The sequence below is a fragment of the Rhodococcus sp. P4_F3_2 genome, from assembly GCF_056401335.1.
Genome location: NZ_JBFUJN010000039.1, coordinates 1 through 22,063, shown reverse-complemented (window position 1 = coordinate 22,063; position 22,063 = coordinate 1). Strand labels below are relative to the sequence as shown.

At 62.5% G+C, this 22,063-nt stretch carries 21 protein-coding genes; 11 read left to right on the top strand and 10 right to left on the bottom strand.

What is annotated here, in order from left to right; all coding sequences use genetic code 11:
* Window positions 1-164: 164 nt before the first annotated feature.
* From AC1DWA_RS28450 to AC1DWA_RS28430, 5 genes are all read right to left on the bottom strand, one after another.
* Window positions 165-1,610: a wax ester/triacylglycerol synthase domain-containing protein gene (locus AC1DWA_RS28450; RefSeq protein ID WP_031333030.1), complete on the bottom strand. Its 1,446-nt coding sequence runs from the start codon at window positions 1,608-1,610 to the stop codon at window positions 165-167.
* A gap of 136 nt (window positions 1,611-1,746) precedes the next feature.
* Entirely contained in the window at window positions 1,747-3,207 is a 1,461-nt protein-coding gene (locus tag AC1DWA_RS28445; protein WP_031331810.1) for a wax ester/triacylglycerol synthase domain-containing protein, read from the bottom strand.
* A 457-nt stretch (window positions 3,208-3,664) separates the two neighbouring features.
* Window positions 3,665-3,859: a hypothetical protein gene (locus tag AC1DWA_RS28440; RefSeq protein WP_054825594.1), complete on the bottom strand. Its 195-nt coding sequence runs from the start codon at window positions 3,857-3,859 to the stop codon at window positions 3,665-3,667.
* Window positions 3,860-3,914: 55 nt separating this feature from the next.
* Window positions 3,915-4,049, bottom strand: coding sequence for a hypothetical protein (locus AC1DWA_RS28435; RefSeq protein WP_021343360.1), 135 nt, complete (start codon window positions 4,047-4,049; stop codon window positions 3,915-3,917).
* A 47-nt stretch (window positions 4,050-4,096) separates the two neighbouring features.
* A complete protein-coding gene (locus tag AC1DWA_RS28430) occupies window positions 4,097-4,240 on the bottom strand; it encodes a hypothetical protein (RefSeq protein ID WP_153212751.1) in 144 nt (47 codons plus the stop codon).
* 565 nt (window positions 4,241-4,805) lie between these two features.
* Between AC1DWA_RS28430 and AC1DWA_RS28425 the strand changes: the two genes are divergently transcribed.
* Window positions 4,806-5,642 carry a DUF559 domain-containing protein gene (locus AC1DWA_RS28425; RefSeq protein WP_290284484.1) on the top strand — a complete coding sequence of 279 codons (837 nt, stop codon included), beginning with the start codon at window positions 4,806-4,808 and terminating at the stop codon, window positions 5,640-5,642.
* Between the two features lie 154 nt (window positions 5,643-5,796).
* Here the strand turns inward: AC1DWA_RS28425 and groL are convergent, their stop codons facing one another.
* From groL to AC1DWA_RS28410, 3 genes are all read right to left on the bottom strand, one after another.
* Window positions 5,797-7,422: a chaperonin GroEL gene (groL, locus tag AC1DWA_RS28420; protein WP_003941476.1), complete on the bottom strand. Its 1,626-nt coding sequence runs from the start codon at window positions 7,420-7,422 to the stop codon at window positions 5,797-5,799.
* 273 nt (window positions 7,423-7,695) lie between these two features.
* The gene (locus AC1DWA_RS28415; protein ID WP_019744475.1) at window positions 7,696-8,253 is read right to left on the bottom strand and encodes a DUF6764 family protein; all 558 of its coding nucleotides are present in this window, start codon (window positions 8,251-8,253) and stop codon (window positions 7,696-7,698) included.
* Between the two features lie 81 nt (window positions 8,254-8,334).
* Window positions 8,335-9,120, bottom strand: a complete 786-nt coding sequence (locus tag AC1DWA_RS28410; RefSeq protein WP_019744476.1) for an HAD-IIA family hydrolase — start codon at window positions 9,118-9,120, stop codon at window positions 8,335-8,337.
* A gap of 82 nt (window positions 9,121-9,202) precedes the next feature.
* Between AC1DWA_RS28410 and AC1DWA_RS28405 the strand changes: the two genes are divergently transcribed.
* Window positions 9,203-10,348 (top strand): PucR family transcriptional regulator, encoded by a 1,146-nt coding sequence (locus tag AC1DWA_RS28405; RefSeq protein ID WP_020906710.1) that lies wholly within the window; start codon window positions 9,203-9,205, stop codon window positions 10,346-10,348.
* A gap of 156 nt (window positions 10,349-10,504) precedes the next feature.
* On the top strand, window positions 10,505-11,758 hold the full coding sequence (locus AC1DWA_RS28400; RefSeq protein WP_007733715.1) for an NAD(P)/FAD-dependent oxidoreductase: 1,254 nt from the start codon (window positions 10,505-10,507) through the stop codon (window positions 11,756-11,758).
* Here the strand turns inward: AC1DWA_RS28400 and AC1DWA_RS28395 are convergent.
* Entirely contained in the window at window positions 11,730-13,121 is a 1,392-nt protein-coding gene (locus AC1DWA_RS28395; RefSeq protein WP_019744479.1) for an amino acid permease, read from the bottom strand. The genes AC1DWA_RS28400 and AC1DWA_RS28395 overlap by 29 nt on opposite strands.
* Window positions 13,122-13,310: 189 nt before the next feature.
* Between AC1DWA_RS28395 and AC1DWA_RS28390 the strand changes: the two genes are divergently transcribed.
* From AC1DWA_RS28390 to AC1DWA_RS28360, 7 genes are all read left to right on the top strand, one after another.
* Window positions 13,311-13,781: an SRPBCC family protein gene (locus AC1DWA_RS28390; RefSeq protein ID WP_003941500.1), complete on the top strand. Its 471-nt coding sequence runs from the start codon at window positions 13,311-13,313 to the stop codon at window positions 13,779-13,781.
* 34 nt (window positions 13,782-13,815) lie between these two features.
* Window positions 13,816-14,268, top strand: a complete 453-nt coding sequence (locus AC1DWA_RS28385; RefSeq protein ID WP_019744481.1) for a hypothetical protein — start codon at window positions 13,816-13,818, stop codon at window positions 14,266-14,268.
* A complete protein-coding gene (locus tag AC1DWA_RS28380) occupies window positions 14,258-15,277 on the top strand; it encodes a DNA polymerase III subunit beta family protein (RefSeq protein WP_041814771.1) in 1,020 nt (339 codons plus the stop codon). Before AC1DWA_RS28385 ends, AC1DWA_RS28380 begins: the two co-directional genes overlap by 11 nt.
* Window positions 15,278-15,349: 72 nt before the next feature.
* Entirely contained in the window at window positions 15,350-16,063 is a 714-nt protein-coding gene (locus tag AC1DWA_RS28375) for a phosphatidylserine decarboxylase (RefSeq protein WP_003941540.1), read from the top strand.
* Between the two features lie 59 nt (window positions 16,064-16,122).
* On the top strand, window positions 16,123-16,953 hold the full coding sequence (locus AC1DWA_RS28370) for a CDP-alcohol phosphatidyltransferase family protein (RefSeq protein ID WP_029254795.1): 831 nt from the start codon (window positions 16,123-16,125) through the stop codon (window positions 16,951-16,953).
* Between the two features lie 21 nt (window positions 16,954-16,974).
* On the top strand, window positions 16,975-19,152 hold the full coding sequence (locus tag AC1DWA_RS28365) for an AAA family ATPase (protein ID WP_003941536.1): 2,178 nt from the start codon (window positions 16,975-16,977) through the stop codon (window positions 19,150-19,152).
* Between the two features lie 9 nt (window positions 19,153-19,161).
* Window positions 19,162-20,784 carry an amidohydrolase gene (locus tag AC1DWA_RS28360; RefSeq protein WP_477847246.1) on the top strand — a complete coding sequence of 541 codons (1,623 nt, stop codon included), beginning with the start codon at window positions 19,162-19,164 and terminating at the stop codon, window positions 20,782-20,784.
* Window positions 20,785-20,874: 90 nt separating this feature from the next.
* On the opposite strand, the gene AC1DWA_RS28355 is transcribed toward AC1DWA_RS28360, so the two are convergent.
* Window positions 20,875-21,027: an aminoglycoside phosphotransferase gene (locus tag AC1DWA_RS28355; RefSeq protein WP_134998269.1), complete on the bottom strand. Its 153-nt coding sequence runs from the start codon at window positions 21,025-21,027 to the stop codon at window positions 20,875-20,877.
* 198 nt (window positions 21,028-21,225) lie between these two features.
* Here AC1DWA_RS28355 and AC1DWA_RS28350 point away from each other — a divergent pair.
* Window positions 21,226-22,063 (top strand): DUF222 domain-containing protein (locus AC1DWA_RS28350; RefSeq protein WP_477917359.1); only part of this gene is annotated, 838 nt, incomplete at its 3' end.

Here is a 22,063-nt window from a genome sequence, read left to right as displayed (position 1 = left end):
AGCAGGCCCGAAATCAACAATCTACTTGGCGGCCTTCAACTCTCCACCGCTGAGCGCAGCGAGGGCCTCGAGACCCTTGACGGCCAGGCCACTGACGCTGCCCAACCAAGATGTTCAGAAAACTCGGGGACGACGGGCGGCGTAAAGCTGAGGGTGTCGAGAGATTATCGTTCGACGAACTCACGATTTTGGTCGGAAACTGCCTGCAGAAGCGCCGTGAACCCAACCCTCAATAGTTCGACGTAGTGCTCGATATCCGGCATCGTCTCTCGCGAGACGATGACATTGAGCGTCAGAGAACCTCCACGCGCGGCAATGAGGAAGTGGCGCAGAATGTCTCCGTCGACCGGCGCCTGCCCGCCGAGAACTGCCACCGCCGGCGCACCTTCGAAGACATTGCCGTCGACCGATACCGGGACATTGCTGATCGTCGTGTTCTGAATGACCTTGTGCGAAGGGTCCAGCTTGTTGAGCCGACGCGAGAGACCGGTGAGTCTGAGCAGAGCCGCAGGCGAGGTTTCGATGCGCGTGCCGTAACGACGGACGGCTGGGTGTGAACTCCGCCCTTTGGCCCTCAGCGCCGAATCTCTGATTCGTGTCAGCCGCTCGACCGGATCTTCGACGTCTGTGTGCAGATCGACCGTCAACAGCGCCAGTTGGTTGGCCGACTCCCATTCGGCTATCTTCCGCATCGATCGGGGAACCATCGCCGCCAACCCACTGGCCGATTTCTCGCCCTTCTCCGACAGGTATGCGTCGAGAGCACCGGCGACGACGGTCAGGAAGATGTCGTTGACCGTCACGCCCGGAACGGCCGCTCGGATCGCCTTGATGTCTAGGCCGTCCAGCGTCAGGAAATCGATCGTGATGTCTCCGCCCAACACGCCGTTGAATCGGGTCGGTAGGCGGTCGGCCGAGTACGTAGGTAGCTCTCCGGCCTCTTCCGCCTCCCGAACCGTCTCGGCCGCAACCTTTGTCACGGACAGACCCCGGCCGAAGCGGATCGCCTGGCCGGGCAAACCGACGACCGTGCGCCCGATCAAATCCAGCGACGAAAGCCCCGAACCGGCACGCTTCGTCTCCGGCTTCGGCGGACCGGAGAACAGAAGGTTGGTCAGATCGCGGATCGCCAGACCGTCACCGGCTCCGTGGTGGGTCTTGAGCATGATCAGCGTCAGATTGCCCGGCAGCTCGTCGATCCCGTGCACTCCGGTCATGACGTGCAACTCCCAGGGCGGCCGGGACAGGTCCATCGGCTCCCCGAGCGAGCGCCCGAGCAATTCACGAACCGGCGCCCACCCGGCAACAGGGGCACGATGGACGTGCACGTGATCATCGACGTCGAAATCGGCCGGGACCCAATATGGATAGTCCAGATCCAGCGGAACTCGCTGGAGGCGACTCGTGAACAGTGGCCAGTACCCGAATCTTTCGGTGATCCACCGAACCGCGTCGTCGTGCGTCATCTCTGCGAGCGGATGGCCCGTAGTGTCGAAGAAGTAGGCGCAGACCATGTGGCTCAGATGTCCGCCGGACTCGTTGTAGACGAACTCCGCGTCTCGCGGTCCCATCTGAGATACCGCGGCTGGCAACGAGTTCCGAAAGATCATGCATGCCCCTCAATTCCGACGCTGAACGAATGTCCGAATTGTAGCGAGCTGACATGCAGATCCTCTGGGTTCTGCTCGGAATCGTTGGGTATCACCAAATCCAGCAATCGGAAAAGGTGCCTGCGATTCCGATCGATCAGGAGGCAACCTCTTGGTCAGGTGAATCCGCAGTCTGCATCGCGGCTGCCGCCGCCAAATCATCGAAACTTGCTCGCAGTAGTTCGATGTAATGGTGGAGATCGGGCATGGTCGCGGTATCCGCGATGACGTTGAGGGTCAGTCCCCCACCTGCTGCGGCGACCATGAAATGCCGTAGCCCGTCCCCGTCGATAGGCGCTTGCACTGCAAGCACAGCCGCGCCCGGGGCGCCGGCAAGCGTCAACCCTTCGACCGAGAGAGGAATGTTACTCACCATGGTGTGCTGGTAACGCGGTCGATCGAGGCTGTGATCGTTCTGCTTGCGCGCATACGCCATCAATCTCATCAACGGCGCCGGCGTGGTCTCGACTGCGGCCCCGGCACGCCTGACCGCGGGATGGGACGTGCGCGCCTTCTCCGACCGTGCCGAACTCGAAATGAGCGCCAACCTCTCCAACGGGGACTTGACCTGGGTGTGCATATCCACCAGCAGAGCCACCAACTGATTCGCCGACTCCCACGCTTCGACCTTGCGTACCGAGCGAGGAACCATCGCGATCAAGGAATCTCGTGGCCGTTCGTCCTTTTCCGTGAGGTAGCGCGTCAGAGCACCTCCGACGACGGCGAGCAGAACGTCGTTGACAGTGGCACCGGGCACCGAATCCTTGATCGCACGGACCTGCTCCCCGGACATTGTCATCGGTTCCAGAGAGGCCACTCCACTCACCTTGCCGTTGAATCGAACTGCAGGCCTCTCGTTGAGGCTCTCCACCCATTCTCCTGCCCTCTTCGCAGCGTCAGCATCTCTCTGAGCGCGTCGGTTGCCTGGTACCTGCCTTGCGAAGCGATATATTCGGCCGGGAAACCCCAGTAGCGACTTGGTAAATATCCTCGCTCGCACAAACGGCACAGGCGGTTCGGACCCAGCCTGCTGCACCTTGCCCGAAAAGATAGTTTCGCCCAACGTCCTGATGGCGATACCGTCAGCTGCGCTGTGGTGAGACTTGAGCACCACCGCCGTCAGTCGGCCCGGCAATTCTTCAAGTCCCTCCAAACCTACGAAGAAGTGCAGTTCCCACGGCGGACGACGCAGGTCCATCTTCGTCGTCAACAACGCGCTCAACGGCTTTTGCAGTGCTGCCCATCCTGTGTCATCGATCTTGTTGACGTACACGTGCTTTCGCACGTCGAAGTCAGGGTCTGTCACCCAGTAGGGATGGTCCAGTCCCAACGGAGTCCGTTGGACTCGTTGAGTGAACATACGATCACATCCAAGGCGTGCGGTAACCCAGTCCACTGCCTGTTCTGCCGTGAATTCCGCGCTTGGGTGCAACGATGTCTCGAAGAAGTACACAGCGATCAGATGGTTCAGGTGACCAGCGCCCTCGTGATAGATGAATTCGGCATCGCGTGGGTTCAGCTGCGCCATCCTTACGCCTGACGTGTTGGACGCGCCCATTGAACTCCTTGTATCGCGGCTGGTTGCCCGCACATTCGCCTGAGTGCAAAGCTTGTGACTATAAATCCGGTGATTGCAAAACCAATGGTCCCCGAAGCCACAGGGCTACGGGGACCATAGTTTCAAGCAAGTGCAGGTTCGCCTGACTGCTCCGCTACGATGCTGTCCTCGACAACCGAACAATATGATGCAGTCGCTGGAGTGATCACGGCTTTTGTGGAGGATCCTTGATGATCTTGCTTCCAGTGGAAGTTAGACCAAGCATGCTCGATACCCACGTGATCATTCCGGTTAAATAAGTTTGCAGCATGACCGATTCCGTTCTTCTATGGCGTGGGGGAGGACGACAGCGCGTTCAAATACTTCACAAACGTGCCTACGAGATCGATCGATCCGAAATCGACGATCTTGGACAGGTAGTCCAGGAAGAGATCGAACATCTTTTCTCCTTCTCCTTTTACAGGCCGGCTACGGAACCGAGGACCGATTGGACGCTGCCCGCCGCAGCCTCACCGAGCGCACCGCCCATGTTGAGGCTTCCGGTGATCGACAAGAAGATTCCGTCAACGACCTTGACCAAGTAGAACAGTGGATCCACCAGGGATCCGACGTCAACGCTTGCGAGCGCACCTATCAAACTAGCTGTGTCCACCGTATTTCACACTCCTTGAGATTGATTTCGTTCACTGGGTAAAGAAATTCACTTCTCAGTCGACGTTCGGGAACCACCCGAAGTCAACCGAAGCCATAAACGGGGTAAACAAAGCCACCCCGAGAATGTTTTTGATCAACCCCCCGGCCTCGCCTTCGAGAACATCCGCAATCGATCCCAGATCCATCATTCACTCCTGTCATCAAGAAACATTGGAAGAAGAACTTGCAGGTGCCGTCAACTGAGGTCGATTGCCGAAACCAACGATCCGGTGACCCCGTCGATTCCCGGCATGAGCGAACCGGACCAGACGTTACCCAGCAGGTCGGTGAACAATGCCGCCGTTGTCTGCAGGAACATGACGATCATATTGAATCCCACGCTTTCGATTGGCCGCGAATACTCACGGAACATTTACATTGGAATGCTTGATGCAGCCCACAAAGAACCGGTCCAAGTAGCAATTAAAGAATCTCTGTCGAACGATGTAACCGAGATCCTCCGGGGTTGGTGCCCACTTTCCGCGGCTGTGACTGACATCAAGGTAGTGCAATAGGATCCGGTTTGGGTGCCTTTTGCCCAAGAATTTCAGATGGATCTGAAACCTGTTCCATATTCGCAGGTCTAGCGTCCAAGACGCCTGAAAATCGAGAAAAATGGAATAGCAACCGGAATGCACGTCGTCCGAAAGGCTTAGTACTTGAGGGTATTCAGAACAGAATTATCCACCAAAAGAACTAGAGGTATCCGCACTTCACAGGTTAGCGGAGGCGAACAATCGGGACGGAAAATATCAAACATCCTTCAACATTCGGATAGGTGAAGCTTCTCGTTCCCCACCTTCTCGATACACCTGTTACGCCATGAGGTTGTCCACACACACGCGGCCATCCACAAAGTGGCTTCTGAATCCGCGTCGTCAGGCCCTTGCCGCCACAGTGCATACGTGGAAGTTGTCACGAGAAACCAGTTGCTCGAGCAGGGCACCTCGAGCAGTTCGATCTCCCGATCCACGCGGTCAGGGCGACTCCATCGAATCCTGCCGTCGGTGTACTCCACCGAAGAACCTGGATACTTCGAGCGTTGCGTCGCGGTCACACTGTGGAAGCCCGAGGCCGTCCTCAGCCATACCAGCGCGGCCTGGCTGTGGGATCTCCTGCCGGAGGAACCACGCTTCGTCGAGGCCACCGTGGCTCCCAGCGTCCGAGCAGGCAGTCCGCAGTGGGTACGGCTTCACCGACGAACAGGAGTCTCGACGGATGAGTGGATGGGTTTACCGATCGTGCCGATCGAGCAGTGCTTCATCGACGTCGCGACCACTTTGCCACGCCCGGAACTCGAGGCCTTCTTCGACGCGGCGGTATCGACCCGAGTGCCGTGGAAGTCGATAGCCCAACTGTGTGATGCGAGCCGCGGCAGGCACGGGATCCCCGCCGTACGCGAACAACTCCGCACCTGTTGCCCGCTCACTCGTTCGGAACCGGAGCGAGCAGTCGCCCGTGCGCTGACTGCGCGCAACGTCCACCTGGAGATCAACGCTCGGGTCGGACCCTACTTCGGCGACCTGGTCGACACGCGAGCCCGGGTGATCGTGGAGATCGACGGGCGCGAATTCCATACCGACCCCGCAACTTTCAACAACGATCGACGGCGTCAGAACGCACTCGTTCTCGACGGATGGATGGTGTTGCGTTACTCCGCCGCCACCGCGATGGCCCATCTCGACGCTGTGGCGGACGAAATCATCACAGTGGTCCGAAGACGCCGACACAACCGGACGTAAGCGCGGGCGTAAACGCACACAGCATCGAGCGTGCAACGGGAAACCGCGATCGCGTCGCAGTAGTGGACAAAAATGCCCGCATTTATCTCCAGACAAGCAAAAGCCCGGCCCACCGAATGGTGGGCCGGGCTCTAGGAGCTAGGTGGAGATGGACTCAGAAGTCCATGCCGCCCATGCCGCCGGTCGGATCGCCTGCAGGCGCTCCGGCCTTCTCGGGCTTGTCAGCGACAACGGCTTCGGTCGTCAGGAACAGAGCCGCGATGGACGCTGCGTTCTGCAGTGCCGAGCGGGTGACCTTGACCGGGTCGTTGATGCCTGCAGCGAGCAGGTCGCCGTACTCGTTGGTCGCAGCGTTGAGGCCGTGACCTGCGGGCAGGTTGGAGACCTTGTCCGCAACAACGCCGGGCTCGAGGCCTGCGTTGAATGCGATCTGCTTGAGCGGAGCGGACAGTGCAACGCGAACGATGTTCGCGCCGGTTGCCTCGTCACCTTCGAGCTTGAGGTCGTCCAGTGCGGGAGCTGCCTGGAGAAGTGCAACGCCACCGCCGGCGACGATGCCCTCTTCGACGGCTGCCTTTGCGTTACGCACTGCATCTTCGATGCGGTGCTTGCGCTCCTTGAGCTCGACCTCGGTAGCAGCGCCGGCCTTGATGACTGCAACGCCGCCGGCCAGCTTGGCCAGACGTTCCTGCAGCTTCTCACGGTCGTAATCCGAGTCGCTGTTCTCGATCTCGGCGCGGATCTGGCTGACACGACCGGCGATTGCGTCGGCGTCGCCGGCACCCTCGACGATGGTGGTCTCGTCCTTGGTGATGACGACCTTGCGTGCCTGGCCGAGGAGCTCGAGGCCTGCGGTCTCCAAGGAGAGTCCGACCTCTTCGCTGATGACCTCGCCACCGGTGAGGATGGCGATGTCGGCGAGCTGAGCCTTACGACGGTCACCGAAGCCGGGAGCCTTGACGGCAACAGACTTGAAGGTGCCACGGATCTTGTTGACCACGAGGGTGGAGAGAGCTTCGCCCTCGACGTCCTCGGCGATGATCAGGAGCGGCTTGCCGGACTGGATGACCTTCTCCAGCAGGGGCAGCAGGTCCTTGACCGTGGAGATCTTGGAGCTGACGAGCAGGATGTACGCGTCTTCGAGGACGGCTTCCTGACGCTCTGCATCGGTGGCGAAGTACGCCGAGATGTAGCCCTTGTCGAAGCGCATGCCCTCGGTGAGCTCGAGCTGCAGGCCGAAGGTGTTGGACTCCTCGACCGTGATGACGCCTTCCTTGCCGACCTTGTCCATAGCCTCGGCGATGAGCTCACCGATGGACGGGTCGCCGGCGGAAATACCGGCGGTAGCAGCGATCTGCTCCTTGGTGTCGATCTCCTTGGCGGTCTCGAGCAGGCGAGCTGTGACAGCCTCGACAGCCTTCTCGATGCCGCGCTTGAGGCCGAGCGGGTTCGCGCCGGCTGCGACGTTGCGCAGGCCTTCACGGACCAGAGCCTGTGCGAGAACGGTAGCGGTGGTGGTGCCGTCGCCAGCGACGTCGTCAGTCTTCTTGGCGACCTCCTTGACGAGCTCGGCGCCGATCTTCTCGTACGGGTCGTCGAGTTCGATCTCCTTGGCGATGGAAACACCATCGTTGGTGATCGTGGGGGCGCCCCACTTCTTTTCGAGAACGACGTTGCGACCCTTGGGGCCCAACGTCACCTTGACAGCGTCGGCGAGGGCGTTGAGGCCTCGCTCGAGGCCACGACGTGCCTCTTCGTCGAACGCGATGATCTTTGCCATTGCGAAGTGATCCTCCGGATAGGGGGTGACACACAAGGTGACCGCTCGTCGGGTCACCTCATCGGCACAAGGCGACCGTTTGACCAGTCACCTCATTACACGGGCGACCGATTTGCCTGGTCACCCATCTACGCCTGTGGTCTAGTCAGTGCCCGCGACGGACGACCGGGGGTGTCTATGGTTCCCGGTCTCACTGCCTCGACCTGGCACTCACGGTTCGCGAGTGCCAACTGCATTTTTAGCACTCGAGCGTGCCGAGTGCAAGGTTGAGCCTCAGCCCGCGATGCAGAACTGTCCGTTACTCAAATTGACCGCAAACGAGAGCACTCCGACGCAGTCGACGCCGTTGGCATCGGCCGTAGCGCCCGCTCCGTAACCGGCGATGGCGAAGGTGACGTTGCCGTCAGCCGCCCCGGCCCGCGCGATACCGCCGCCGAGCGCAAATGCCTGCGCCTGACCGTTACCGCGAGAAGCCCCCAGCGCGGTTCCGAAGCCGTTTGCATATGAATTGGAGTAGCCGTTGTCGGCGGCGACGCTCACAGCGGTACCGCTCTCGGCAGCACCGGCCTGCGAACGGCCGGCTCCGACGGACTGCGCGCCGCAGCTCGCGGTCTCTGAGACCTGGATGTCATTGGCCGACGGCGGCGAGACACACGTGACGGGGGCTGCCGAAGCAGCTCCCGCACCGGTCAGCGCCAGCCCGGCGGCGAGCCCCATACCTACAGTCATCACAGCCCCTGTTCTCGCCAGGCGGCCCCCCAACCGACTACTGGAAATTCCGCTGACTCGAGAGGATGAGCGACGGAACCAGACTGACGAGATCAAGGGCATAGAAAACTCCTTCGTGGAACAGGTTCATTGGATTCGGGCGCGAGAGTACCCGCTCGAGTGAAGTCCGTCACCCCCGCCTGGTCAAGCCTCGAGGACGACCCCGAGAAGGGCCGGAAGATCCGCGACCGAATCGATGACATGATCAGGCTTCTGAACCGACAGGTCGAGCACTGTTTGCCGAAACTTGCCTGTGCGCACCAGAACTCCGGTCAGGCCGACCCGCTGTGAGGAGAGGACGTCCCCGATCAGGTCGTCGCCGACCATCACCGTCGCCTCAGGTTCGACATGCATCAGCTCCGTGGCTGTCAGGAACCCCGTGAGAGACGGTTTACCCACTGCGGCGATATTTACACCTGCCACTTCCTCGAAGCCCGGCAAGTACGTTCCGGTGTCGATCCGAAGGCCGTCTACGGTCTCCCACATCATCCCGCGGTGCATCGCGACGACGGGCACACCGGCGAGCAGAAGTTCGAGCACTCGGCTCAGCGCCTCGTGGCTGAACTCCGGGCCGGCGCCGCCGAGAATCACGACCTCCGGATCGGCGTCGTCGAATTCGATTCCCTCGAGATCGGCAGACACGTCACCGTGATTGAGGACCCACGCCCGCGCGTCCGGATACGTCGCCCGCACGTACTCCCCTGTGAGCCTGGCGGCAGTAACTATCTGGCTCGCCTCGACCTCGATACCGGCGTCGCACAACCCCTGCGCGATGAGCGTCGAACTGCGCGAGGTTGTGTTGGTCAGAAATCCACAGGCCAATCCGCGCCGCCGAACTTCGCGTACCGCTTCCCCTGCTCCCTCGATCGGCTGCCAGGACGTGAGCAGGACTCCGTCGATATCGAACAGAACACCTTCGATGTCGGCCATTGCACCAGCCTATATTCGCCATCGAGGTCCTGCCGAGGCGTCGTAACCCGAAATCCGTCGATCGCTCAGTAGGCTCCCACCCATGGACCTGCGCGACGACGACCTCTTCTCCGTTGCCGGTTCTCTGGCCGAATTGCTCGGCGCTCCCGTCACGATCGAGGACGAGAACTCGACTGTCCTCGCGTACTCCGGCGGCGAGCAGGCCGTGGACGAAGCTCGCATCGGCACGATCCTCGGCCGGCAAGTACCCAGCCGATTCCGCCAATTACTCTCCGATGCAGGAGTATTCGATCGCCTCCACCGAGAGAGCGACCCAATCTACGTCGACCTCGAAGACCCTGCGATCACTCCGCGCCTGGTTATCGCAGTTCGCGAGAACGATCACCCCGTCGGCTCGATCTGGGTTGCACTCGCCGGAACACCGACGCCCACACAGGAATCGATACTTCGATCCGCGGTATCTGTCGTGGCCGAGAGAATCGCCTCGGAGCGTGACCGGGTCGACAGCACACGCCGTCGCCAATCCCAGCGCGTCCAAGCTCTGATCGGCGGTGGCGAACCCGCATTCCGCGCCGCAGACGACTTGCGGTTGGCAGGCCCGCTCACCGTCGTCGCCGTCGGAACCGTTGCGGGACCACTGCCGGCGGGACTGGTCGCCTCTTTGAGCTTGTACCTCGACACTCTGGCCGTCGACGCCGTTGCCGCTCAACTGTCCGAGACCATCTACCTTGTCATCGCGACAGACGAGACCAACGCTCGCCGATTGTCCGCCGACTTCCTCACGCGCGCCCGTGGTCGCGAATTCCTGGCAGTGGCCGTCGGCCGGACCGTGAAGTCTGCAAGCGAATCACATCTTTCGCGCTCGGACACCGACCATGTTCTCGGAGCGCTTCGTCATGGCCGGTCCGGCGGAACCGTCGCGGGAATGAGGGACACGTTGGCCTCCGTTCTCGCCCTGCACGTCGCCGACATCATCGACGGACTCGGCGACTCCACACCACTCGGAAGCCTCGAACGTCACGACTCTCAGCACGGCAGCGATCTGGTCGCGACGGCAAAGGCCTTTCTCGAGCACGGCGGTGACGTGGCGAATTCTTCTGCCGCACTGCATGTTCACCCCAACACGCTCCGCAACCGTCTGCGTCGAGGCAAGGAGATGTGCGGCGTCGACCTGACCGACGCCGACACCCGCTTGATTCTGATGCTGCAGTTCAAACTCGGTCGCTGATCAGGCGCGGCGGTGCGTTGTGCGAATCCACAACGAGGTAGCTCCGACGATGGCCGAACGGCCAGTCCTTTTGCCGCCCCCGCGATTCATGCTTGAGAGAAGAGCCGGATGTGACCGGCGTCTCGGTTCGAGCAGAGTCTGTAGAAGGAGTGCGTCATGGGAACTCGTCAGAGCCCCGATCGTGTGGTCGTGGTCGGTGCGGGTGTTGTCGGATTGTCGACGGCCTGGTTCTTGCAGGAACGTGGAGTCGAGGTCACCGTCGTCGATCGCGACGGCGTCGCAGCCGACGCGAGCTGGGGCAACGCCGGTTGGCTTGCCCCCGCATTGACGCTTCCGCTGCCCGAACCCGCAGTGCTCCAATACGGCTTGCGCGCGATGCTCAGCCCGTCGTCCCCGGTGTACGTGCCACTGACCACCGATCTGAAGCTGATTCGGTTCCTGGTCGGGTTCGCGCGCCACTGCACGCCGTCGAAGTGGCAGGAAGCGATGTCGGTCTACACCGAGGTCAACCGAACAGCCTTGGGCGCGTACGACGAACTCGCCGACGGTGGCGTCAAAGAGCTGACCCGTCTGGCCGATCCTTTCCTCGCCGCGTTTGCGTCCGAGAAGGACCGACAGACTTTGGTGGACGAGTTCCATCACGTCGAAGCCGCGGGCGGCGAGGTCGACTTCGACCTCCTCGACTACGACGCGATTCACTCGCTCGAGCCTTCACTCGGCCAGGGTGTGAAAGCCGGTTTGCGCCTGCGCAATCAGCGTTTCATCGATCCCCCGTTGTTCGTGAACTCGTTGGCGGACGCGGTTCGTGAACGCGGTGGAGAAATCGTCAGCGGTTTCGACGTCACGCAGATCGACGATCGGGTCGGCGGAGTCACTGTTCGAAGTGCACACGGTGATTCACGCGACGGCGACGCCGTGGTCATCTCGAGCGGTGCCCGCTTGAACAAGCTCGCAGCACCGTTCGGTGTGCGCAAACTGGTGCAGGCCGGACGCGGATACAGCTTCAGTGTCAAGCCCGAGCACCTCCCCAAGAACCCTGTGTATTTCCCCACCCAGCGCGTCGCATGCACTCCGTTGCACGATCGCTTCCGAGTGGCCGGAATGATGGAATTCCGCAGCCCTGACGCGCCGCTGGATCCACGCCGCGTGCAGGCGATCATCGATGCGGCCAAGCCGATGCTCAGCGGCATCGACTGGACTGCGCGGGAAGAGGAATGGGTGGGATCACGACCGTGCACTACCGACGGCTTGCCGTTGATCGGAGCCACGAAGTCGCCGCGGGTGCACGTCGCCGGTGGTCACGGGATGTGGGGAATCGCTCTGGGTCCGTTGACCGGAAAGATGGTGGCCGACTCGATGACCGGCGCTCAGACGCCGACCGTCATGCGCCACTTCGATCCGCTGCGCTGACAGCCGGTTTCACCCACTTGTAGTACGCGCCCGTCAGCAGAACCAGCCATCCGGCACCGACGAGCAGCGCAACTCGGGTATCGGCGATGACGCCGAGCAACACGATGACAAAAGCCAGGAACACGATCGCGAAGATCTGACCGTACGGCCACAGCGGCACTGGAAACTTCAGTGCCGCTGTTTCGTCTGCACTCATCTGAGCGCGGGAACGGAACTGCGAGAGCAGGATCATGATCCAGACGAAAATGGTGGCGAAGGTCGCCAGCGAGGCGATAACGAGGAACACCTGGTCCGGGATCAGGTAGTTGAGCAGTACTCCCACCAACAGGGCACCGGTCATGATGACAACAGTCATCCACGGAACACCGTTGGCGGAGACTCTCTTCATCACCTGCGGGGCCTGACCGGCATGCGACATTCCGAACATCATGCGACCCGCACCGAAAACGTCGCTGTTGATCGCGGACAGGGCCGCGGTGATGACAACGATGTTGAGGATCGATGCGGCCGTTCCCAATCCGAGGTTCTCGAAGATCTGGACGAACGGGCTGTTGTCGGAGTTGATGGTCTGCCACGGAATGATCGCCATGATGACGGCGAGGGTGCAGATGTAGAAGAGAATGATGCGCACCGGGACCGTGTTGACGGCTTTCCTGATGGTCTGCGCCGGATCCTCGGCTTCGCCCGCGGTGATACCGATGATCTCGGTGCCGCCGAACGCGAACATGACGATCGCGAAACACGCGACGAATCCGCCGAAGCCCGTCGCGAAGAACCCGCCGTCCGACCAGAGGTGGCTGATTCCGGCATCGGTGTCGTGAACGCCGAATCCGAACACGATGATCGCGATGCCGCCGGCGATCATCGCGATGATGGCGGTGATCTTCACGAGCGTGAACCAGAATTCCAGTTCGCCGAACACCTTGACGCTCAACAGGTTTATCGCGCCGATGAAGAAGACGACAGCCAGAACCCAGATCCATCTCGGTACGTCCGGGAACCAGAACTGCATGTACAGGCCGAAGGCAGTGACGTCGGCAAGGCACACGATCACCATCTCGAACGTGTACGTCCACCCGGTCATGAAACCGGCGAGTGGTCCGAGGTGCTTGTTCGCGTACTCGCTGAACGAACCGGAAACCGGGTTACGGACCGCCATCTCGCCGAGCGCTCGCAACACCAGGTAGACCGCGATACCGCCGATCAGGTAGGCCAGGAGCACCGACGGGCCGGCTCGTTTGATGGCCTCGGCGCTGCCGTAGAACAGTCCGGTTCCGATGGCTGATCCGAGGGCGATGAAGCGGATATGGCGCGCTGTCAGCCCTCGCTTGAGGCCATCCTGCGTCGCGGCGTCGCTGTTCACTTCTCGGTACTCCAGTCGGATGGATCGTCATACGTGCGCGAACCATTGTCCGCTACCACCGCGCGTGTTCCCGCACGACCCTGTTGGACGGCCGTACAGTGACCTGACACACATGGTCCATTGACGGATCGCTTACGATCGACAAAAGTGTTTGTAACTTTACGTAGCATCAACTCGACTGGAGAGACTGTGTCCAACACCCTCGAAGCAAGCATCGACATCGACGCATCACCGCAGGACGTGTGGGCAATCGTCGCCGACCTGCAGCGCATGGGCGAATGGAGCCCCCAGTGCAAGGTGATGAAGGTAATCGGCGGGACCGTGCGTGAGGGCGCCAAGACGATCAACGTCAACCGCAAGGGCCTGCTGGTCTGGCCGACGTCGTCGAAGGTCGTTCGCTTCGAGCCCAACAAGTCGGTGGCGTTCCGCATCGCGGAGAACCGCACGATCTGGTCCTACGAACTCGAGCCGACCGCTACCGGCACCAAAGTGACCGAGCGTCGCGAGGCTCCCACCGGAACGTCGAAGGTCTCGCAGTTCCTCGTCAAGACCGTCCTGGGCGGAAACGCCGACTTCGAGGTCGAGCTCGTCGAAGGCATGAATGCCACATTGAAGCGTGTGAAGAGCGAGGCCGAGGCGGCTGCACGCACCTCTGCTTGACCCTCGACCTGGTCGAGGCATCAGGATCCGTTCCATGGATCCGGTGATGACACAGATAGCGCAGGCACAAGAATTGGCGAGCTCCGGCGATCGAGCCGGGGCTCGCTCTGCGTTCGAGAAGATGTGGGAAGAGATCAGCGCCGCCCCCGATGCGCTCCACATCGTCTCCCTCGCGCACTACATGGCCGACGTTCAAGACGATCCGGCTCAGGAGCTCTGCTGGGACCTGCGCGCCCTCGACGCTGCCGATTCGTTGACCGACGCGCGAGCCCAGGAACACCACGCATCGCTGCAGGTCGCCGGTTTCTATCCATCGCTGCACCTCAACCTGGCTGCCGACTACCGCAAACTCGGACGCGACACCGAGGCCGTCGAACATCTGACGAAGGCCGAGGCGTCGGTCGGCACACTCGCCGACGACGGTTACGGCCGGATGATCAGGGGCGCCATCGAGCGACTGCGGGCAGAATTGATCCGTGACCACTAGTTCCGCCCTCTTGACGATCGGCGAGATGTCCCGGGCGTCAGCGCTCCCGATCAGCGCTCTGCGGTTCTACGACAAGGAAGGCGTGCTCGTCCCGCATTCCGTCGATCCGCACACCGGTTACCGCTGGTACACCGACGATCAGCTCCGCGACGCCCGCATGATCGCCGGTATGCGACGCGTCGGTGTTCCGATCCGCGACATGATGGCCGTCCTGACCGGGCCGGAACCGCATTCGTGCCTGGACGCCCATCTGCGCAACCTCGAGGACGGTCTCGCCGACGCCCGCGCCGAACTGGGGCGAATTCACCGGCTGATCGATTCGCTACCTGCCTCCGGCGGCGTGGACATCGACTCGTGGGATCTACGACGCGCACTCGACGCCGTGCTGTTCGCCGTGAACGAGGAATCGGAGTTCCCGATACTTCGCGGCGTCCACCTCGACATTCACGACGGCGTCGCTGCGTTTGTCACCACTGATCAGTTCCGGCTCGCGGTCGCAGAGGTGAAAGTTCACTCTGCTCTGACGGTGTCCGCTGTCGTTCCCGTGGCCTTCGCGCGATTGTTGCGCGATGTCGCCGGCGTCGTGACGCTGACTTTCTCCCCGCGCACGGTGACTGCGTCGTATCCGGGGGGTGAGGTGTCCAGCCCGCTGATCGAGGACGGAGAGTTCCCTGATCACCGAATCCTGCGCGAGCACAACGACGCCGTCGAACTGAGCGGCGACCACCTTGCCGCCCTGCTCAACGGCACCGAGGACAGTGCCGTCGTCAGCGTCGGCGAAGACGGTGGTGCCCGGGTGGATCCGGGCGGAACAGATCCCCGTGAGAGGTTCCGAGTACTGGTCGACCGGCAGCGACTGCGCGACGCCGCCGCAGCCCAACCGGGGCGGCAACTGGTGATCCGAGTAAGCGGTGCGACGCTCCCGCTGGCGATACGCACCGGCGACTGTGTCGGGTACTACTCGTACTTGATGCCACTACAGCCTGTAGGAGAGAAGGCGTTCACGTAATCTATGGATGCTCTACCACCCCGTACTGTCAGTGCGACCAGCAGAAGACCTACCGAGTAGTTAGAGGAGCCTGTGGCACGCCGACCCACACCCCCCGGAACCCCGCAACCCACCGGGATCGGACATATCGTCGATCTGGTTCGCCATGCGATTCCGCCACTTCATCCCGCCGGCCTGCCGTTCGTGCTGGCCCCGCTGGGAGTTGCAGCTCTGGGCCGCAACCGTAAGTGGGTGCGCCGAGCCGGTCTGACCACCGCCGCCGCATGCGCCACGTTCTTCCGTCACCCGCACCGGGTGCCGCCCAACCGCATCGGCGTCGTCGTCGCACCCGCCGACGGCGAGGTGGCGCTGGTCGACAACGCCGTTCCGCCCGCCGAGCTCAATCTCGGAAGCGAGCCGCGCCCGCGCGTCAGCATCTTCCTGTCGGTTCTCGACGTGCATGTCCAGCGCAGCCCTGTCGGTGGCACGGTCAAAGAGGTCGTTCACCAGGCAGGCAAGTTCCTCTCCGCAGATCTCGCCGACGCCAGCGAGGTCAACGAGCGCAACAGCATGCTGATCGAAACCGCCGATGGTCACGACGTTGCGGTTGTCCAGATCGCGGGACTGCTCGCACGCCGCATCGTCTGCTACGCCGGTGTCGGTGACGTCCTGCCGATCGGCGACACGTACGGACTGATCCGTTTCGGCTCACGCGTCGACACCTATTTCCCCGCCGGAACCACACTCCTGGTCGAGCCGGGACAACGCACGATCGGTGCTGAAACAGTTATCGCGCAACTGCCGTGAAGACGCCGAAGATGAAGTCAGCCGTGAAGAAGCCGGGAGCAGCCCAACCCGGCGCGAAGATGCCCAAACGCACCCAGGCGGTGCGGTTGCTGCCGTCCGTCATCACCATCCTGGCGCTGTGCGCCGGGCTGTCCGCCGTCAAATTCGCTCTCGACGGACAACCCGGTACCTCGCTCGCGATGATCGGCGCCGCTGCCGTCCTCGATTCACTCGACGGCCGCATCGCGCGACTGCTCGACGCCACCAGCAAGATCGGCGCCGAACTCGACTCACTGGCCGACTCCATCTCCTTCGGCGTCGCCCCGGCCCTGGTCCTGTACGTGACCTTGCTGGACGGCACCAGCATCGGCTGGATCATCGCGTTGATCTACGCGGTCAGCATCGTGTTGCGACTCGCACGTTTCAACACTCTGCTCGACGACGACGACGTCCCCGCGTATGCACGTGAGTACTTCGTCGGCGTTCCGGCTCCGGCCGGCGCACTCATCGCCCTCACTCCCCTGGCCGCGACGGCTCAGTGGGGTGACGGCTGGTGGTCTTCGCACTTCGTCGTCATCGTGTGGACGCTCTTCTCGGCTGCACTGATCGTCAGCCGCATCCCGACGCTGGCGATGAAGTCGGTATCCGTGCCGCCGCACATGGCGGCCGGCCTGCTCGTCCTGGTGACGTTGGCTGCGGCCGCACTCATCACCTACCCGTACATCCTGCTGATCGTTCTCATCGCGATCTACCTGGTGCACATCCCGTTTGCCGTGCACTCGAAGCGGTGGGTGGCAGCACGTCCCGAAACCTGGGACATCAAGCCTTCCGAACGCCGCGCGATCCGACGCCAACCCAACGTCGGTGGCCGCCGCTCGGCCGCTCGTCTCGGATTGCGGCGACCCCGCTAGTCCACGACGTACTCTCGAGAGGTGACTTCGCCGGAACTCGCCCTCACCGTTCGACTCAACACCTCTGCCGCCGACCTACGCCGCGGGGTAGTGCGCTTGCACCCCGAAGCGTTGGCGGCGTTGGGCATCCGCGAATGGGATGCCATCGCACTCATGGGAGCCCGCGGCACCGCGACCGTCGCGGGCCGTGCGCCCACCGGAACCCCGGCAGGCACGATCCTTCTCGACGACGTCACCATGTCGAACGTCGGCCTGACCGAGAACTCATCCGTCGTGGTCGGTCCGGTGACGGTGTACGGAGCGCGATCCGTCTCCGTCACCGGCTCGTCCATGGCGACAAATTCGATCAGCTCGACGGTTCTGCGACAAGCCCTTCTGGGCAAGGTCGTCAGCGTCGGCGACACGGTCTCGCTCCTCCCCCGCGATCTCGGTCCGGGTACGAGCACTTCCGAAGCCACCCAAGCGCTTTCCCGTACCTTCGGCGTCGCGTGGACATCCGAACTGCTCACCGTCACGGCCGTCGAACCTGCCGGTGGTCCGGTCAGCGTCCAGCCGAATTCGGCGGTCAACTGGGGTTCCGGCTCGGCGGGCACACTGACACCGAGTGCGCTTGTTTCCAGTCCGGCCGCCGTCGCGATCGAGCCTGCACCGTCGGTTCCGCTGGATCACCTCGTCGGCGCGCAAGCGCAGGCAGCCAAGCTGACCGAGTGGCTCGGCCTGGCACTCGACGAACCAGAACTGCTCCGTACGCTCGGCGCCTCCCCGCACCTCGGCGTCCTCATCACGGGCCCCGCCGGCGTAGGCAAAGCCACGTTGGCCCGCTCGGTCCTGTCCTCGCGCAAACTTGTCGAACTCGACGGCCCGGGAGTCGGTGCCACCGAGGCGAATACCCGCCTGCAGCGAATCGTCGACGCCGTTGCTGCCGTGCGCGGCGGTGGTGTACTGCTGATCAGTGACATCGACGCTCTGCTTCCGGCCACCGCGGAACCGGTATCCGCACTGATCCTCGAACAATTGCGCAGCGCCGTCGCAACCCCGGGCGTGGCATTCGTCGCGACCTCCGCCCATCCGGAAACCGTCGACGCGCGCCTTCGCGGCCAGGATCTCTGCGATCGAGAACTCGCACTTACCCTGCCGGACGGCGCAACTCGCAAGGCGTTGCTCGAACTCCTGCTCCGCCGCGTGCCCACCGGAACCCTCGAACTCGACGCCATCGCCTCGCGCGCACCCGGATTCGTGGTCGCCGACCTCGCGGCGCTCTGCCGTGAAGCTGCCTTGCGAGCGGCGACGCGGGCGTCCAAATCCGGTGATTCTCCGGAGATCACGCAGGAAGATCTTGTCGGGGCCCTCGAAGTGATTCGGCCACTGTCCCGTTCGAGTACCGAAGAACTGTCGATCGGCAGCGTCACCCTCGACGACGTCGGCGACATGGTCGAAACCAAACAGGCCCTCACCGAAGCGGTGCTGTGGCCGCTGCAGCACCCCGACTCCTTCGCGCGCCTCGGTGTCGACCCGCCCCGCGGCGTGCTCCTCTACGGCCCTCCTGGCTGCGGCAAGACGTATCTCGTTCGCGCCCTTGCCAGCTCGGGGCACCTCAGCGTTCATGCCGTGAAAGGCGCAGAGCTGATGGACAAGTGGGTCGGCGCCTCCGAAAAGGCCGTAAGAGAGTTGTTCCAGCGCGCACGCGATTCGGCGCCCTCGTTGATCTTCCTCGACGAAATCGACGCCCTTGCCCCGCGTCGTGGTCAAAGTTCCGACTCCGGGGTGTCAGATCGCGTCGTAGCCGCGTTGTTGACCGAACTCGACGGCGTCGAACCGCTACGCGACGTCGTGGTGTTGGGCGCCACCAATCGACCGGATCTGATCGACCCGGCTCTCCTGCGCCCCGGCAGACTCGAACGTCTCGTATTCGTACCGCCGCCGGATGCGGAGGCTCGCAAAGCGATTCTGCGTGCTTCCGGCAAGTCGGTACCGCTCGCCGAAGATGTCGATTTGGACATTCTGGCCGTCGATCTCGAGGGATACTCGGCAGCAGACTGCTCGGCTCTCCTGCGTGAGGCTGCACTCGCCGCCATGCGTCGGAGCATGGACGCGGCCGACGTGACGGCCGCGGACGTGGCAACCGCCCGTGAGAAGGTACGTCCCTCACTCGATCCCGAGCAGGTGGCACACCTACAGGCGTACGCGGACAACCGATAAGGACTGACCATGGCTGCTGATCTGGTTCTGTACGGCGACATCGTGACCATGCACGAGGACTCACCACGCGCCCAGGCGCTCGCCGTGACGGGAGGCCGGATCACGGCCGTCGGCGCGCGCACGGACGTCGAGGAACTGGTGGGGCCGGATACCCGCGTCGTCGACGTCGGAGGTGCCGCTGTTCTGCCGGGGTTCATCGAGCCGCACGGTCACCCCCTGGAAGAAGCCATCGTTCTCGGGCCTGACGTCGTCGACATCCGGCCTGTCACGATCGCCGAGGCGGATGCCGTAGTCGCTGCCGTCGTCGACACGGTTCGTTCGCGAGGTGCTGCCGGCGCTTCTCTGAACGGTTGGGACCCGTTGCTGCAGAAGGGCCTACCCGACCCAACCATCCCCTGGCTGGACTCCGTCGCGCCGGAGTACCCGCTCGTGATCATGCACAACTCGGGTCACGTCGCGTATTTCAACACGGCGGCAGCAGTGCAGGCCGGCATCACCCGCGATACCCCCGATCCGATCGGCGGATCGTACGGCCACGACGCGACGGGCGCACTCGACGGGGCCGCGTACGAAATGCCCGCGGTGTTCGCAGTCGCGGGCCACGCAGTCACCATCGGTGACGACTTCCCCGCACTGGTGGCGGCCGAATGCGCCCGGCTGAACGCCGCCGGAATCACCACCATCGCCGAATTGTCGTTCGACCCCAAGATGCGACCGGCCCTTGCAGCGATAGCCGACGCCGGACTGCTCACCACCCGCTTGCGGCTCTACGAAATGTCCAACGACGCACGCACTACCGAGGCCTCGCTCGGCGACGGAAACGACCTGGTGCGCCAGATCGGGATCAAGGTCTGGTCCGACGGTTCGCCGTGGGTCGGCAACATCGCCACCAGCTTCCCGTATCTCGATACCGAAGCCACCCGCGCGCTCGGGATCGCCTGCACGCACGGGCATGCCAACTACACCGGCGAACAGATCCACGACATCAGTTCCGCTTACTTCGCCAAGGGGTGGCAGATGGCGTGCCACGCCCACGGCGACGACGCGATCACCATGGTTCTCGATGCGTGGGAGCAGCTACTGAAAGAGCATCCCCGGCCCGATCACCGGTTGCGTCTCGAACACGTCGGCGCGATGCGTCCGGATCAGTTCGTCCGCGCAGCGGAACTGGGCGTCACGGTCAGCATCTTCATCGACCACTTGCACTACTGGGGTGACGTTCTGGTGGATGACCTGTTCGGACCCGAATACGGATCCGTCTGGGCCGCAGCAGGTTCTGCGCTGGCAGCCGGGCAACGGTTCACCTTCCACAACGACGGTCCCGTCACCCCCGCCAATCCGCTACGGAATATGCAGGACGCCGTCACCAGGCTTTCGCCCAGCGGCCGCGTCGTCGCGCCCCAGGAGCGGATCCCCGTGGACGCCGCCGTTCGCGCCCACACGGTCAACGCCGCTTGGCAGCTGTTCAGCGAAGATCACATCGGGTCCATCTTCCCCGGCGCCTACGCGGATCTTGTTGTCCTGTCGGCGAATCCCCTCGATGTCGAGCCGACCGAGTTGGCCGACATCACGGTGCTCGCCACCACCCTGGAGGGCCGGACGGTGTACGGGGACCTGAGCGCGATCGGCTGATCGGTCGCCGAACGCCGTGGACAAAAGCCGATAACCTTCTCTGCTCGAGTTCCAAGGATCGTTGCGAGAACGGAGACGGCGCAAGTGGTCTCAGGGTTCAGTGCGGATGTCGTCAATGACCTGGGCAATCGCATGTTTCGCCCAGTCCGTGATCTGCTCGTTCGTGTCGCGGTAGTACGGCAAGGCAACCAATGCAATCGACAGAGCCCATGCGCGGCCACGCGTCCAAGTGCCCTCGTCCACGTCAACACGAAGCCGGAATGTATGCCGAGTGCTCGGCGTCAGCAGAGTCCATGCAATGAGGCAGTCGAGATTGCCTGCCGCAAATCGAATGAAGATCCGAAAAGTCCCAAAAATCGGAATTGTCGAAAATTATTGCATAGGAACAGTTTTCGAGATACAAGTCTTGTGTTCGAAACTTTGTTCGATTAGACTTTCGGCATGAACAGTCGGGAAGCATGGCAGCTGGATGGTGAGGACCTCAAGAGTGAGGTTCTGGATCTGGTGCGTGTCCGACACGAGTTGCAGTCGCGGATGGTGTTGTTGATCGTGGAGATGTTTTCCCGGGAGGTTCTCGGCGGGAAGGGTTTTCGGGCGATCGCACAGTGGTTGCACGGTTCGACGAATCTGGAGATCGGTGAATGCAGTCTGCTGGTCGGGTTGGCGCGGTTGTTGATGCTCGAACCCGTGGTCGGCGATGCGTTTCACCGTGGTGACGTGGATGCGTTGAAAGCCCGTCAGGTCGCGTCGTTTTGTCAGCATCCACCGAAGAACATGACGCCGGCGGATGTGGACAAGGCCCGCGGGATCTTGTTGGGGTTGGCGTCGAAGAACATTGCCGATTGTGATGCGGTGCGGGCGGCGATCCGCCGAATCGAGAAGCAGTACGGAAAACGCGAGGACGGTGTTCCGGTCGGGGAAGATTCGGAGCGCAACGAGTTCTACGCCTCGAAAGGCCTGTACGGCAGAGTAACTGTGAAGGGTGATCTGGATGCGGTCAACGGGGCCCGTCTGATCACGCTGCTGTCGAGTTTGTCGGCTCCGACACCGGAGAAAGACGGTGTCAAGGACACCCGCACGCCAGCACTACGGCGCGCGGACGGGTTCTGCGAACTCCTGCGCCGCTACGAGCGAGCGGGGTTGGGCCCGATCGAAGGCGGAGTGAAACCACACATCACGGTCACCGCCAGCGCGAAAGACATGACGGACCTGCAAGCTTTGAAAGACCTCCTGCCGTCCACTGAGGAACTCGGGTTCGCGTGGACGGATTGGGTGGGTC

Bases quoted from the DNA above. Each gene is read 5' to 3' on its own strand.
- AC1DWA_RS28450 (WP_031333030.1), bottom strand. From the start codon at position 1,610: ATGATCTTTCGGAACTCGTTGCCAGCCGCGGTATCTCAGATGGGACCG.
- AC1DWA_RS28445 (WP_031331810.1), bottom strand. From the start codon at position 3,207: ATGGGCGCGTCCAACACGTCAGGCGTAAGGATGGCGCAGCTGAACCCA.
- AC1DWA_RS28435 (WP_021343360.1), bottom strand. From the start codon at position 4,049: ATGATGGATCTGGGATCGATTGCGGATGTTCTCGAAGGCGAGGCCGGG.
- groL (WP_003941476.1), bottom strand. From the start codon at position 7,422: ATGGCAAAGATCATCGCGTTCGACGAAGAGGCACGTCGTGGCCTCGAG.
- AC1DWA_RS28415 (WP_019744475.1), bottom strand. From the start codon at position 8,253: ATGCCCTTGATCTCGTCAGTCTGGTTCCGTCGCTCATCCTCTCGAGTC.
- AC1DWA_RS28410 (WP_019744476.1), bottom strand. From the start codon at position 9,120: ATGGCCGACATCGAAGGTGTTCTGTTCGATATCGACGGAGTCCTGCTC.
- AC1DWA_RS28405 (WP_020906710.1), top strand. From the start codon at position 9,203: ATGGACCTGCGCGACGACGACCTCTTCTCCGTTGCCGGTTCTCTGGCC.
- AC1DWA_RS28400 (WP_007733715.1), top strand. From the start codon at position 10,505: ATGGGAACTCGTCAGAGCCCCGATCGTGTGGTCGTGGTCGGTGCGGGT.
- AC1DWA_RS28385 (WP_019744481.1), top strand. From the start codon at position 13,816: ATGGATCCGGTGATGACACAGATAGCGCAGGCACAAGAATTGGCGAGC.
- AC1DWA_RS28370 (WP_029254795.1), top strand. From the start codon at position 16,123: ATGCCCAAACGCACCCAGGCGGTGCGGTTGCTGCCGTCCGTCATCACC.
- AC1DWA_RS28360 (WP_477847246.1), top strand. From the start codon at position 19,162: ATGGCTGCTGATCTGGTTCTGTACGGCGACATCGTGACCATGCACGAG.